Origin of the sequence: Sphingobacterium spiritivorum (assembly GCF_016725325.1) — a bacterium.
In the GTDB taxonomy this organism is placed as follows: Bacteria; Bacteroidota; Bacteroidia; order Sphingobacteriales; family Sphingobacteriaceae; genus Sphingobacterium.
The window spans coordinates 4,859,962-4,874,850 of record NZ_CP068083.1; the positions used below are offsets into that span (position 1 = coordinate 4,859,962).

The 14,889-nt window shown below is 40.2% G+C and carries 11 protein-coding genes; all 11 read left to right on the forward strand.

Annotated features, from left to right (window positions below; all coding sequences use genetic code 11):
• The first annotated feature begins 344 nt into the window (after positions 1-344).
• The 11 genes from I6J02_RS20410 (at position 345) to I6J02_RS20460 (ending at position 14,798) form a co-directional block, all read left to right on the forward strand.
• A complete protein-coding gene (locus I6J02_RS20410; RefSeq protein ID WP_201679600.1) occupies positions 345-4,700 on the forward strand; it encodes an RHS repeat domain-containing protein in 4,356 nt (1,451 codons plus the stop codon).
• A 52-nt stretch (positions 4,701-4,752) separates the two neighbouring features.
• Positions 4,753-8,160 carry a DUF6443 domain-containing protein gene (locus tag I6J02_RS20415; protein WP_201679601.1) on the forward strand — a complete coding sequence of 1,136 codons (3,408 nt, stop codon included), beginning with the start codon at positions 4,753-4,755 and terminating at the stop codon, positions 8,158-8,160.
• A 1-nt stretch (position 8,161) separates the two neighbouring features.
• On the forward strand, positions 8,162-8,851 hold the full coding sequence (locus I6J02_RS20420) for a hypothetical protein (protein WP_201679602.1): 690 nt from the start codon (positions 8,162-8,164) through the stop codon (positions 8,849-8,851).
• A gap of 80 nt (positions 8,852-8,931) precedes the next feature.
• Positions 8,932-9,543 (forward strand): HEAT repeat domain-containing protein, encoded by a 612-nt coding sequence (locus I6J02_RS20425; protein WP_201679603.1) that lies wholly within the window; start codon positions 8,932-8,934, stop codon positions 9,541-9,543.
• Between the two features lie 195 nt (positions 9,544-9,738).
• Positions 9,739-10,149, forward strand: a complete 411-nt coding sequence (locus I6J02_RS20430; RefSeq protein ID WP_201679604.1) for a hypothetical protein — start codon at positions 9,739-9,741, stop codon at positions 10,147-10,149.
• Entirely contained in the window at positions 10,133-10,558 is a 426-nt protein-coding gene (locus I6J02_RS20435) for a hypothetical protein (protein ID WP_201679605.1), read from the forward strand. Before I6J02_RS20430 ends, I6J02_RS20435 begins: the two co-directional genes overlap by 17 nt.
• A 230-nt stretch (positions 10,559-10,788) precedes the next feature.
• Positions 10,789-12,108, forward strand: a complete 1,320-nt coding sequence (locus I6J02_RS20440) for a sensor histidine kinase (RefSeq protein WP_201679606.1) — start codon at positions 10,789-10,791, stop codon at positions 12,106-12,108.
• A gap of 2 nt (positions 12,109-12,110) precedes the next feature.
• Positions 12,111-12,791, forward strand: coding sequence for a LytR/AlgR family response regulator transcription factor (locus I6J02_RS20445; RefSeq protein ID WP_201679607.1), 681 nt, complete (start codon positions 12,111-12,113; stop codon positions 12,789-12,791).
• A 120-nt stretch (positions 12,792-12,911) separates the two neighbouring features.
• A complete protein-coding gene (locus tag I6J02_RS20450; RefSeq protein ID WP_201679608.1) occupies positions 12,912-13,640 on the forward strand; it encodes an intradiol ring-cleavage dioxygenase in 729 nt (242 codons plus the stop codon).
• Between the two features lie 5 nt (positions 13,641-13,645).
• Positions 13,646-14,158: a hypothetical protein gene (locus I6J02_RS20455; protein ID WP_201679609.1), complete on the forward strand. Its 513-nt coding sequence runs from the start codon at positions 13,646-13,648 to the stop codon at positions 14,156-14,158.
• Positions 14,151-14,798, forward strand: a complete 648-nt coding sequence (locus tag I6J02_RS20460) for a hypothetical protein (RefSeq protein ID WP_201679610.1) — start codon at positions 14,151-14,153, stop codon at positions 14,796-14,798. Before I6J02_RS20455 ends, I6J02_RS20460 begins: the two co-directional genes overlap by 8 nt.
• Positions 14,799-14,889 lie beyond the last annotated feature (91 nt).

Below are 14,889 nucleotides of genomic sequence, written 5' to 3' on the forward strand. Positions count from 1 at the left end.
AGATAAAAAATATAGTATTATATTTTGTATTTCATTATTATATTCCTAAATTCAAAAAAAATAACAAAACACTACATATAATTTCCTTTATATCTATATTTTTTTCCTTTCGAATACACTAAATTATTAGCTATTCCCAAATATTTCAATCCGTATATTTTAATAAAATTTATATAAAATATAAGCACTTACCAACTAAAGATTTAATTTAATCTAAAAGTTATTTTACACTCTATAGCTGCAAATCAAGTAGCATCAGGTTAGATTACAACAAAATATCACACGAAACCAATTATACATAAAAAAAACAATTTATGTTTAAATTAAAGTATCAATAATTAGATATGAAAAATATAACCAAAACCTTACTCTTCGCTGCTCTTCTCTTTTTTAACTTATCTGCTTATGGACAGGAAGGAAAAGAAATTGAGAAGGTCACCATTTCTTCACCTACAGCAGCAACACTGGGAAAATACGCCGATATTCCTGTCAATAAAAACACAGGAATTCCGGACATATCAATTCCGATATATACGGTTAACTCAGGTGCGATTAAACTCCCGATAAGTCTGAGCCATCATGCTTCCGGACTAAAAGTTCAGGAAATTTCAGGATGGGTAGGAAGCGGATTTTCACTACAGGCAGGAGGCGCCATAACCCGAACAGTACGTGGTCTTCCTGATGACAGATCAAATGTGTTGATACAAACTAAAGCACACTATGTTGATTATGGTTACAGTAATTATTTTTACAATAGAGGTGATAGTGTGATTTCGGATATTGATTTTGCGAATGGAGTACTTGACGGGGAGCCAGATTTATTTTTCTTTAATTTTAATGGTTATTCAGGAAAGTTTTATTTTAATGATGACCGGACACCTGTACTGGTCCCGGAACAAGATATCAAAATCGAGGTCGGAATGACTGAACAATCTGGCAAAATCGAAGGATTTACTATTACTACACCGGATGGTTCAAAATATTTTTTTGGAAAAAATGGAAATACAGGTTCAGTAGTTCCTATAGAAAAGACCTCTGTATATTCCAGCAGATATGGAAAAATCAGCGGAACTCCAATTTCCAGTTGGTTTTTAAACAAAATCCAATCTGCAGATGGTCTGTTTTCTATAGTATTTGCATATCAAGAGGAAAAATACAGTTACTATACTATATCTCCCCAAGAGATAAGCGGTCAGTATAAAGATATCTATCCTCCGGATAAAAGAGATGCATATCTGGTCAAAAACTCCTTTGAAGGAGTTCGGCTTAATGAAATTAAATTTCCTAATGGTTCCGTACGTTTTGTTGCCTCTGCTTCGGCACGTCAGGATTTGGCGCGATACGACCCTAATAATATTATTGAATACCCCAATACAGAAGCAAGAGCCTTAAAAGAAATCCAGATAACTGCAGGGGATCAGTTTTGCAAAAAATTCATTTTTCATCATGATTATTTTTCTGCTTATGGTTTTGTACCAAGAGTTACATATGAGGCAGGAATAACAACACAATCTGATTTAAAACGACTAAAACTTGATTCTCTTGAAGAAGTCTCTTGTGATCTTACTGTAAAAGCAGGTAAATATAAATTCAGTTATTTTGGAGAAACAGTTGCAAGCACGTTAAGTTATGCACAAGACTACTGGGGATTTAATAATGGTATGAATACCAATACGACAATTATTCCTGACATCAGGGAAAATGGCAACCTTGTCAAAGGTGCTGATCGTAAACCATCCTGGCCTAGTATGAGAGCTGGTACATTGAAAGCGATAACCTATCCTATGGGTGGAGTAACCATATTTGATTTCGAACCACATTACACCTATACTAACTACATAAATTACACAACTGTCTCTCAAAACATCCATTTAGGAGGAGATGGCAACATCTTTAGGTCAGTGCCCGAAAGTCTGACGCTGGTCACGGATGGTTCAGGAGTATTGGTGGATATAAATAATATGTCTCCAATAAATGATGGTTATGTAAGTATTTATGATCCAAACGGAATATTAAGCGGTATTGGTATTTCCTGCTACAAAGGTCAGACAAGAAAAGAATTTGTCAGTTTGTCTGCCGGCACATATTCTGTCAAATTAAGTTTTAGTCAGGCTGGAGGAAATCCCTCCGGCTACCCCCTATCAGTATCTATAGGTAAAAATGTTTCCTATAGTGTAAATGAAAACAGTATGGTAGGAGGACTCCGTATTAAAACCATTACCAATCAAACTTCGTCTACCGAAACACCCATTGTGACTTCGTACAGTTATCTGCGTGATGACGGAAATTCATCGGGAGAGCTTTATGAACGTCCTACTTTTGCAATGATCAAACGGAATGATATGCTAAAATTGGTCAAAGATGACGGTCCGTTTAATGCGAATTATACCCCCTATTGTAATATGAATGGCTGCAGCAACTGTGAAATAGCAGGTAGTTTGATGTCCTATGTCAAATCTGGTGGTGATCTGCGACCAATGAAATCAACACAGGGGCAACATATAGGTTATACACAGGTTAAAGTAAGTCAGACAGGAAACGGTTATTCCCAATATAATTACTACTGGTCAAAATTTTTGCAATACCCTTATATTTCGGGTCCTCCGGGTGCTGTTGCCAATATCGTAGTAAATACAAAAGTATGTGATCCTAATACTCCAAACTATCCAACCGTTCCACTGCCATTTGAGTATCAGAAAGGATTACCACAATTTGAAAGTCATTTCGACGAAAATGGAAAGCCTTTAAAAAGTATTCAATACGATTACATCTTTCGTGAAAATCCGATTTCTACACCTGGATACATTGTTGTCAATAATGAACGATTCTGGGGATCATTTTACAATTTGAATACAGGCAGGAAAATGGAGGAAAAGATTATAGAGACCGTGTATTTACCCAATGGAAATGATACCACTTATAAAATCCTCTATTATAGAAGTCCTTATCATAATCAGACAACTGAGGCAGTAACCATATCATCAGATGGAGATACAGTTACTACAAAGAAACAGTATGTATTCGATTACCAGATTCCTGCCTTACAAGCCATTGATCCCGGAGTGAATACTTATCTGTCCAAAGAGATAACTGCAAAAGCCGCATTAGATCAGGCTATCACAGATGCTGAAATAAATCACCGCGGAAATCGATGGATTGCGCTTCAGCGGTATAAAAGAGCAAAAGTCAATGCCAGAAGTGAATTTATCAGTTACCGCAGAACACAATTTTCTGATCAGATAAATAATTCAAAAACTATCCATGATGCTGCAAAAGCTTCTGCCGGGATCACGCTAAAACCCATTCTGCAGATGCAGGACAACTTTCAGAACTCCACAGTTGAAACAAGCAAATGGCGAAAAAACAGAATCACGGGTGCGTATTATACCTCTTATATGACTGATGCTGTTACGGCTGCAGTTTATCCCAATACAAATGAAGTTATTGATTTTTCTGCTGTTGAACTAACTTTTGGCCATTCTAAATTATCCGGAAGTAATATAACAAAAGATTCCAGATATCGTTTTGAAAACAGTGTAAAATATGCTTCTGGTAATATCGCTGAAACCAAAGCTAAAAAAGAGTCTCCAACAACTTATCTCTGGGGATATCAGTATCAGTATCCCATAGCAGAGATCACCAACGCAAATTACAGTGATGTAGTATCGGCTATAGGTGGTCAGACGGCAATTGATCAGTTGAACAGTACTACTGTCAGTGAGAATTTCATCAAACAGATAATGACTACACTCCGTACCCATCTTCGCAGTGCTCAGGTGACATCATATACCTACAAACCACTGGTAGGTATGAGCAGCAAGACCAATGCTACAGGACAGACGGAATACTATGATTATGACGGATTTGGCAGATTGTCCGCTATCCGGGATCATCAGGGTAATATTGTGCAGACATTTTGCTATAACTACAAAGGTGTCCGGGTAGACTGTAATCTGGTATCATCAGAGGTGCCCGGAACCACAGATAAGGTTACCATCAAACTACAATCGCTGACCGGGAGTACAAACCTGAGTTATGTATCTGTACGCCACAATGTAACCGGTCAGATCGTTCCCCCGGTCAAATTTCCGGATAACACTACACAAGAGGTACTGCTGCAGATACCCCGTGCCGAACTGATGTCCGGCAAGCTGTCTCTTGAGTTCAACTCACGGGTCTATAAACCCTTGACTCCGGAATATCGGCCAGCGGTAGATTACACCTACAAGCTGACACCAGCCGGCCCGCTATGGAAGATATCCGACGGTACAGGGATGAATATGGGTAAGCTGCTGACTGTTCCGCTGCTCCCCATCTGGTTTTTACCGGGACAGGACTTCGCTATTACTATGGACTTCGAATCTCCTCCGGTTGTAGTGCCCGGTTCGGATTTTTATCCATCTTCCAATTTTGCACTGCAGAGTAACAACGTAACGCTTTCCGGCGGGCGGGTTACAGGTAGTCTGGTTCTACGGTCTTTATCAGCACCTTCTGTCAATGCGGGCGGCTTTGCCTACGCAGGAGCTTTCAGCGACGATTCTTATCTTCCTTCGGCCGGCAGACAATTTATTTCCGGCAACTGGCTATGTGAGATACAGGCTGGAGTCCTGCCCCGGCTCTACATCAAATGGATCGGCAGCGGTAGCCCGGCATGGTCTTCCGGCAGTACGGTTTCCCTGATAATCAATTATAACAAGTAGCCAATAGTGTGTATAAAAAGCTAAATAGTTTTATAACTAAACCCCGGAGATCATGAAAAGACAGTTTTTATCCGCCATATTAACCTTATTAACCTTATCAACGGTTAAGGCACAAAATACGGATCTGACCCTCAGCAGTTACAGCGGCCAGAGTCAGATCAAAGCCCGTGGCAGTGTTACACTAAAGCCTGGTGTCCATATTCCTTCCGGCAGTACCGTGAGGATATACACCAGCAGCACCCTCCCGGAGCACCCGGTCTTACAGACACAGCCGAACGCTAATCAGAACTATATCCTGATGCGCACCTTTCGCAGGGCAGGGATAACTTCTTCCAATCTTAGCCAGTCCCGTACGGCAGATGAAGAAAATCAGACCGTCCAATACTTTGACGGATTGGGGCGATTGAACCAGACCGTTGAGGTTATGGGTTCCCCTACCCACAAGGACATCGTGCAGCACGTGGAATACGACAACTATGGCCGCGAGGTCAGAAAATATCTGCCCTATGTAAGCTCCGGGAATGCAGACGGAAGCTATAAAGCAACCGCCGCAACGGAGGTGATAAAGTACTACGCACCTGCTACAGGATGGGATCCCGCAGTAAAGAAAACGGCCTTTCCTTATGCAGAAACTCAGTTTGAGAACAGTCCGCTGAACCGTGTGCAGGCTCAGGGATCACCGGGAGAAGCCTGGCAGCTCAATACAGGTCATACAGTGCGTACCGACTACGGTACCAATGAAACGAACGATGTCAGGATGTGGGAAATAAATCCGGCAGAAAACGGTGCATCATCCACTTTCTACCCGTCCGGAAGGCTGTACAGGACTGTAGTAAAAGACGAGAATCAGACTTCCGGCAAGAGCGGTACAGTAGAGGAATACAAAGACTTCGACGGGCGCGTAGTCCTGAAACGAGTCTGGGAAACCGAAACCAAAAAACTGGAAACCTATTATATATACGACGACTTCGGGGACCTCCGTTACGTGGTACCTCCGGCAGTAACGGCCGGTAACTTTACTGAAGCCGACCAGAGCTTCAGCAACTCTATATATGCCTATAAATACGACGGCCGCAGAAGACTGACCGAAAAGAAAATACCCGGCAAAGAAAAAGAAGCTATCGTATACAATCAGAACGATCAGCCCATATTAACACAGGATGGGGAGCAGACCGGAAAAGAATGGGCATATACCAAATATGATGCTTTCGGCCGGGTCACCGAAACCGGTACTTACCCCACGACGGCAGACCGGAGTAACCTGCAGAGCATAGCAGATCAGGAGACTGCAGGCAGTCTGTGGGAGAGCCGGGGATATAATGCTTCAGGGTACAGCAATGTAAGCTTCCCCCGTAGCAATACCAGGCCGGAGGTGATAAACTACTATGATGATTACGGTTTTGCAGGCAGTACTTCCCTTCCCGAATCCGGGATCAGCCGGAGCAGTCTGGTTCACTCCCTGCAGACCGGATCGCTGGTTTACACTACAGAGGGAACACAGCCCCTGCTCACTGTATTGTATTATGATGATTACGGCAGGGTCATACAGACAGCCTCGCAGAATCATCTGAGCGGAACAGACTATGTGACCAATACATACAGCTTCCCGGGAGAGCTGCTCGTCAGCACCCGTAAACATACAGCTGGCGGACAGACCACAACAATTGTCAGCACCTATGAATACGACCATACCGGACGGCTCATTGCTTCCCGGCAGCGAATCAATGCACAACAGGAAGTGACATTGAGTCTCAACAGTTACAATGAGACCGGACAGCTCAAAGAAAAAGCTGTCGGAGCGAATGCAGATGCTAATAATCCTGTAAACACTACTACCTATGCCTACAATGAGCGCGGCTGGATGACTTCCCGGGTTTCCGGGCAGTTCAGTCAGCACCTGCGCTATCAGGATCCGGTAAACGGTGCACCTCCCCAGTGGAACGGTAATATCTCTGAGCAGCAATGGGGACAAAGTACAATCCTCAACCAGCATTTTGTGTACAGCTATGATGCACTAAACAGGTTGAAGAGCGGCAGCAGCCCTACATCAGGTATGTCAGAACAGATGAATTACGATGATATGGGCAATATCACGAATCTGACAAGGGATGGTGGAATGATCAGCTACAGCTATACGGGTAACCGGCTGAATGCAGTGAGCGGATCAGCGAGTGGCAGTTACAGCTATGATGCCAACGGCAATGCAAAGACCGACCGTACCGGGATGAGTTTTGTATACAACAGACTCAATCTTCCCAGGCAGGTCACCGGAGGAGGCAGGACTGTAGGATACCTCTATGATGCATTAGGTACAAAACTCCGGAAAACAGCAAATACGACCGGACAGCGGGACTATATTGATGGCATAGAGTATCAGAACGGAACTATAGAGCTGATCCATACAGCAGAAGGCGTGGCCTACAGGAATACAAATGGTGTCTACACCTATCAGTATCACCTGACAGATCACCTGGGAAATGTCAGAGCTACAGTATACCGTAATCCAAATACAAATGCGATAGAGGTACTGCAACGGGATGACTATTATCCGTTTGGTTTACAAAAATCTCCAGGTCCTGTTTATGGAAATAATAAGTATCTTTATAATGGCAAGGAAAAACAGGAGGAATTAGGTGGCCAGTTAGATTACGGAGCCAGATTCTACGACCCTGTCATCGGACGCTGGAATGTGCCGGATCCGTTGGGAGAGGTACATTATAGCCAGACCGGTTACCACTATGTGCTCAATAGTCCTTTAGCATTTTCTGATCCGCTCGGGCTGGATACGATACCTGTTAATAATTTCAGGATAAAGGATTACGAGGAAGATGTAGATGTTGTCGCACTTTCAGGAGCAACCGTAACCCGTAACAGAAGCTCAAATAACGGCTTTGCAACACTATCTTTCCTGGATGCCAGTGATGATCCGTATTTCAAAAAACGTCCATACGATGTTATAGAATACCGAAGGACACTGAATGCAGCACGGGATCCGGCTATAGACCTGATGAATGTGGCCTCCATTGCCAGCGGAATCGGTGATGCCTATCTGCTGACCAGAGGCGGCATAATGATTCTCAAAGGTGGTATTCCGCTAATCCTGAAACGGCTGGCCCTGAAAAAGGCACTTAAGGAGGGACTTACAAATGCACAGCTTGTTCAGAAAGCAGCTACAAAAGCAGAGGCTGCCATTGGGGGTATAGGCAGGTTTGCGGGTACTGCGAAGCATAAGTATGCAACAAATCTTTTAGAAAGATATCAACGTATATATGGTAATCGCGGATTATTTACTAATTTTTCGTTCAATAATGGTGTAGGCAATCGTGGCACTTTAGATGTTCTTGATAAGATTAATGGAATTGTTTATGATTTTAAATTTGGAAAAGCAGTTATGAGTTCTTCGCAATACAATAAATATCTTAGAAACTTTGGGTTACCAATTCAAATAGTTAGACCGTAATATGCCAGAAAATATTCAAAAAATAAAGAAAAAAATTTCTGAAGAATGGATAAGTTCCGTTCCTCAGTTTTCATTTTTTGCTCAGAATAAATTTTATAGAGTTGTTGGATGTCTTGTTATAGGTATAGAAGCGGTAAATGTTCCTAATATTGAAGGATACAAACCTCATTTCGTAATATATCCATTATGGAAGGATGATTTGAAAAAATGTATGGATGCTCCAAGTATTTACTTTTCTATAGAAAATAAAAAGAGGTTAGAGTTTTCTATACCCTATCTGAAACATAATATTTACTTTAATGATGTTATCGAATGTTTAAAAAAAGAACTTCCAATTTTATGGAATGATAGTATTTCGTTGAGATCATTGTTTACCTTAATAGATAACCGTTTTAATGATATTTTAATCAAAACAAATTCATCACAGCAAGCGAAACTATTTGAATTAAAATTTTATGCTGCTTTATACACAGGAAATCAATCTCAGGTTCAAAATGTTATAAATCAAATTCAGCAGGCAAGCAAAAAATGGAATATTCAAATGTTTGAAATGTGGCATGGAAAGTTGGATGTTTGGCTTCAAAGTTTACAGGAAGTAATAAGCAACAGGGATGAATTTTTGAAGCAGATAGAGGTGAATAAGCAGGATAAGAAAATCGCCAAATTGCAAAGTTCAGAACTTATAGCCTAAAACAAAGCTTCCGCAACTATCAGTATGTGAAAATAGACATACTTCACAAAACAGTACCCGGATTTTAAATAGTATACCATATGACAGAATTAGAAAAACTGGAGAAACGGTGGAAAGAACTGGTAGGAAGACCCCGCACTAAAGAGGAATTAGAAGAATCTGTATTACTGGTAGAAAAAATGAATATAGAACTCTCTAAAGAGTATTTGGGGTTATTGGCAGAACTTCATGATATTAGAATTCAAATTACTGACATTTGGAATTTAGTAAATACCAATAGAAAATATCCTGAAGCAATTCCTCTCTTACTGAAATACTTACCAATGGTAAAACATCTGAAAAATAAAGAAGGTATCATCAGATCGTTAACTGTCCCTGAAGCCAAAGGTATAGCGGTTCCATTATTATTAAAGGAATATTATAATACACCAAAAGAGAAACATAATCTGAGATGGGTCATTGGCAATGCTGTGAATGTCACAATAACCAAAAATAATGTGGCAGATATCATTCCCCTTGTTCTGGATAAGGAAAACGGATCCTCAAGACAAATGTTTGTGGCTGCTTTAGGAAAGATAAAAACGGAAGAAGTGAAAGAAGTGTTACTTGAACTTATAAATGACGAGGACAAAATTATTCGAGATATGGCCGAAAAAAGCTTAAAGAAAGTTTCCAAAGGAAAAGCCAGCTGAAAGGAAAACGACATGATTATCAGGCTGTAACTAAGGCTCAAATTGATAAAAGGCACAAAAATCAACATCCGCTGGAGGTGAAAAGATGGGAGAAACGGAGTTTTGGGATGAGTTTATAGTCCCTGGGGATAAAGGTGGATCAGGAAAAATTATTTTTGAGCCCTCAAAAGAGAACGGAATTATTAAGGTGAGAAATTGGGAAAAGTTATTGCTGATCGTAATAAAAAAGCCAATAATCAAGACCTTACCGTTACAATGGAACAATCTAAATTGAATGGAGAGCTTGATATAAAGCACAATATAAATTATGCTCCATATGGATCTATCACTGGACGACTTTTGAACGGCAAATATGCGACTGCAAGTTCTGCTGGTAATTTTTTAGCAGGGCTAAATGGTGTAACGGGTACTGTTCAAGGATCGGGAATCAGTGGTTTAACTTACATGAAGTTAGCAGGAGCATATCAACAAGGTCAGTTGTCCATGAAAAATATAGGTTTGATAATGATTTTTGGAAAATCATTTGGCCCAGCGCCTTACTATGGCGAGCAATCTTATTCAGGACGTAGAATATTACAAGGAATCAATTATGGTACAAAGAAATAATAGTTTACTCGTTTTTATACTTCCAATGATACTTTTGTTTAACAACTGTAGTGGCGTTAACGATACGTTTAGGAGTAAAATGCTCGTTTCTAGTAAAGGCGAAAAACTGTATATAAATACTCTTAATTGGGGTGTTTCTAATGATAATCAGTATACCATCATTACTAAAGATGCAGGTAGGTTAAAGGATAAAACCGATACGGTGAATGCTATAAATGGCTTGTCACCGTTTGTATATAGGTTTCGGGGAGATACTTTATTTGTATTTTATCTGGAATGGAAAGAAATAGATATTAAGGAGAAGTTCAAATCTATAAGGATAGATTATAATCCACTTGAAAACAGAGAATATATGAACATAATAAATAAAGCGGGAAAGGGAGAAGAAGGATATCAATTGGTTCCTTAATAGAGAAAATAAGCAGTAACTCCCCTCTGGCTCGAAAGTTTTGCTCGTGCATAAGTTATCAGAGCTACAATCTACCGTAATACGAATGCGATAGAAGTACTGCAATGGGATGACTATTATCCGTTTGGTTTACAGAAATCACCAAATCCGGTATATGGAAATAATAAGTATCTTTATAATGGCAAGGAAAAACAGGAGGAATTAGGTGGCCAGTTAAATTACGGAGCCGGATGACACCTGTCCGCCTGCTGGCGGACGACCCTGTCATCGGACGCTGGAATGTACCGGATCCGTTGGGAGAGGTACATTATAGCCAGACCGGTTACCACTATGTGCTCAATAGTCCTTTAGCATTTTCTGATCCGCCCGGGCTGGATACGATACCTGTTAATAATTTCAGGATAAAGGATTACAAGGAAGATGTAGATGTTGTCGCACTTTCAGGAGCATTAAAAACAAATAATTCCTATATTTATTTCTCTATGAGGCAAAAGAGGAATATCAACTTATATCTGCAGCTTATTGCCTGTATTTTATTCTTGTCGTTTCCATTATTGTTTATTGGCTATCAGGACAGTCATTTTTTTGAGCTGCTAGGCAGAAGCAGTTATTGGATTTTTTGTTTCAGTTTTATTGCACTTTATTATGTCAACACCTATATTCTCATACCACAGCTTATCTTTCGCAAGAAATACGTGTATTATGGATGGAGTGTATCTGTCTTGTTGGTATTTTTTTTAGTATTCCAGCCATTCGACAGGCTTATGCGGGATAATGATCATTTTCCGCCCCCTCCATTACCCACTGAACATCGAGACCGGCCTGTACCTCCACCACCCGTGAAAAGACAGCATCCCATTCGCATTGATATTATGACCTTATATATTTTTGTAATGGTACTGGCATTGGGTGCGGCCTATCGTGTAACCCGTCTTTGGAATGATACGGAACAACGTATTACAGAAATCGAACGCGAAAAAACAAAGGCAGAATTAGCCTTTCTCAAAGCGCAGGTACATCCCCATTTTTTGTTCAACACGCTGAATAACATATATGCTTTGGCGATCAGTCACCATCCTGCTACAGCTAAGAGCATCCATAAACTGGCTCAGATTATGCGTTATTTCACAGATGATTCTCAAAATCAGTTTGTCCTGTTGCAGCAGGAAGCAGACTGTATAAGAGATTACACTGATTTGCAAAAAATGAGGTTAAGCATTTCTCATCCTATAGATATCGATTTGAAGCCTATAGCTTCAAATATTTATGTTGCTCCTCTTTTACTGATGTCCTTTGTAGAGAATGTTTTCAAATATGGCATTAGTAAAGTCAATGATTCACCTATTTATATCCGATTATATACAGAAGCAAATACGTTATATTTTGAGACAAAAAACAGAATACATGCTCAGTCTGCACCTACGATTTCGACCGGTATCGGAATCGCAAATACAAGAAGGAGGCTTGAGCAAATATACCCTGACAGACATAGCCTGACAATTGAGGAGCAAAACGGATGGTTTAACGTCACATTAAGTATTATAACCTAATCATGCTTATTAACTGTATTATACTGGACGACGAACCGCTGGCATTGCAACTCCTTCAACATTACATTGCGCAATTGCCGGAGATACATCTGTTAAAAGCATTCGACAATCCATATGAAGCACAGGCATATCTTGAGGTACAACCTGTTGATCTGGTATTGCTGGACATCGATATGCCGGATCTGGATGGCATTTCTTTTATTAAAAGCTTAACGCATACCCCTCAGTTTATATTTACTACAGCACATCAGAAGTACGCTTTTGACGGTTTTGAATTAGAGGCTACAGACTTTCTGCTTAAACCTTTTGATATTGACCGTTTTAATAAGGCAATAACAAAAGTTATCAAACGGCAACCTCAGACGGATACATCCATTTCATCTATCACGGTCTACAGTGAATACAGATTGCAAAAAATTGATATAGATACAATCGTTTATCTGGAAGCTATGCAGGACTATGTCAAGATTCACCTGACCACTAAAAGTTTTATCCTGACTTTAAGCACACTCAAAGGTATACTTTCAAAACTTCCACCTTTACATTTTATTCAGGTGCATCGCAGTTATGTCATCTCACTATCGCAGGTAATTTCTGTAAGTCAGGGAAAAGTTCAGCTATCTACCGCAGAAGTACCTGTGAGCAAACGTCATATAACATTACTGAAATCTTTCCTGCAATAATCATCGACACATTTGTATCGTTGATCGTCACTTAACGTTTTTTAACCATAAGACTTGCTATTATTGATCAAGCTCTTCACGATGAGCGTCATAATTTGATCACTTAAAAATAGCAATGTTATGGAACGCAAAAATTTCATCAGATCACTTTCTCTTCTGGCAGCATCCTCTCCGCTGCTGGTCAATGGCTGTAAAAAAGATTCATCTTTAACAGAGGAAACAAATACAGGTGCAAGCGATGTCCCAGTCAGTACTTCCTGTAAAGTAACCCCTCAGGAGACTGAAGGTCCGTTTCCGACTAAAAGTCCTGCCTCTTATATACGCCGTGACATACGCAAAGGAGACGGACTCGGAGTAGACATGCAGACTAATATCAGTATTGTCAACACCAACAATAGTTGTAATCCTCTTTCAGATGCTATTGTTGATATCTGGCACTGCGATGTAAAAGGAGATTATTCCGAATACGGCGGTACCCAGATGCAGTCTGCCAACTATCAGAATCAACATTGGTTTCGGGGACGCCAGATCACGGATGTCAATGGTCTTGTGACTTTTCAAACTATCTTTCCGGGCTGGTATCAGGGAAGAGCAACTCATATTCATGTACATGTGTACAACAGTAGTGGCAAATCATTATTGGTTACGCAGATTGCTTTTCAGGATAGTCTCTCCGTGTCCGTCAACACCAATGGAAGTAACTATGGATATACTAAGGGCATAAGTGGATATACCTATAATGCGAAGGATAATGTTTTCAGCGATGGGGTAGATCAGGAAATGTCTACTGTTACCGGAACCCTGTCTGAAGGAATGCAGCTGGCTATTACGATAAGGGTAAGTGCATAATATAAATGGGAAAAATCAGAAAAATACAGTTTTCATATCGCAAGATTATAGATTCTCAACATACCGGAGTCTGGGAAAAGATGGTACTGGAGAGTGCATTTATGGAATACAGGCTGCAGTTTCAGAATTACGACAGATCGGGATTGTATACCACCTATTCCGATCTGCTTCTCCAATACCCTGACGCTAAGAGATTACCCTATCTTGTCAGTGGTGCAATTATAGGATATTTGTCTCAGCTGAAAGAAATAATACCTGATATCATCGATAATCAGGGTGTACGTATTCTACATTTTGAACGTTTCCATCTCGAAATTCTTCAGGCTGATATGCAACATTTTCATTCTTTTAAGATTGCCATAACCTTTTTCTCTGAAACATTTCAATGGCACGATAGTATTGCAGATATGATGCTTATCAGTTCGGATCAACAGACTTCACCGGTATATCACACACACTTAATACGGATACAACCCTATCTCACTATTACACACCTTCATCTGGCGGATCATGATTAATAACATCAGCTTACATATTGCAGACAGCAGACAACACTATGAGAATCCTGAAATCCGTATATTGAGCAGGTCGGATCCTCATATATGGAAAGACTGCTCTTTAGCGGCTGGAATACATTACAACACGAGATTACAGAAAAACTATTATCATCTATTTATCCCTATATACGGGGATCTGCAGATTTACAGCGATAATCAGATCAGTCAGATCAATATTGGCCAGGTCTTGCTCCTTTCAACAGATCATACCGGAAAGTTAGATCTAATGAATATGGAAGCACAGGAAAAAACAAATTTTATACACCTGATCATTCCAAAAGAGGATAAAACTGAAGCAATAGCTCCATGGCAGGAAATATATACAGTTCAACTTTCGGATACGCCGAATTCGTGGTTAAAAGCAGAATTCACGCAGCCCATACCGTTCGCGATTTCTCTTGGGGCTTTTTATAGTGGTCAAACGTTTAATTATGATTTTAACGTCTTCTTTAGCAACCACCTGATTTCAGTTATCGATGGTGCTTTTGAAATAGAAGACCGGATCGTATACGATGGAGACATGCTACACATGCGGGAACTTTTACAAATGGAAATAGAATCGCTAACTCCCTATACCGTGGGCATTATGCTGGAATGGTGACAAACACGGAACTTCTGTAAGCATGAATAATTGGTATTTTCACCTTTATTCATTAGTTTTGAGAAAAGTATACATATGAACAGAAAGAGTA

Bases quoted from the DNA above. Each gene is read 5' to 3' on its own strand.
- I6J02_RS20410 (WP_201679600.1), top strand. From the start codon at position 345: ATGAAAAATATAACCAAAACCTTACTCTTCGCTGCTCTTCTCTTTTTT.
- I6J02_RS20415 (WP_201679601.1), top strand. From the start codon at position 4,753: ATGAAAAGACAGTTTTTATCCGCCATATTAACCTTATTAACCTTATCA.
- I6J02_RS20420 (WP_201679602.1), top strand. From the start codon at position 8,162: ATGCCAGAAAATATTCAAAAAATAAAGAAAAAAATTTCTGAAGAATGG.
- I6J02_RS20425 (WP_201679603.1), top strand. From the start codon at position 8,932: ATGACAGAATTAGAAAAACTGGAGAAACGGTGGAAAGAACTGGTAGGA.
- I6J02_RS20435 (WP_201679605.1), top strand. From the start codon at position 10,133: ATGGTACAAAGAAATAATAGTTTACTCGTTTTTATACTTCCAATGATA.
- I6J02_RS20440 (WP_201679606.1), top strand. From the start codon at position 10,789: ATGACACCTGTCCGCCTGCTGGCGGACGACCCTGTCATCGGACGCTGG.
- I6J02_RS20445 (WP_201679607.1), top strand. From the start codon at position 12,111: ATGCTTATTAACTGTATTATACTGGACGACGAACCGCTGGCATTGCAA.
- I6J02_RS20450 (WP_201679608.1), top strand. From the start codon at position 12,912: ATGGAACGCAAAAATTTCATCAGATCACTTTCTCTTCTGGCAGCATCC.
- I6J02_RS20455 (WP_201679609.1), top strand. From the start codon at position 13,646: ATGGGAAAAATCAGAAAAATACAGTTTTCATATCGCAAGATTATAGAT.
- I6J02_RS20460 (WP_201679610.1), top strand. From the start codon at position 14,151: ATGATTAATAACATCAGCTTACATATTGCAGACAGCAGACAACACTAT.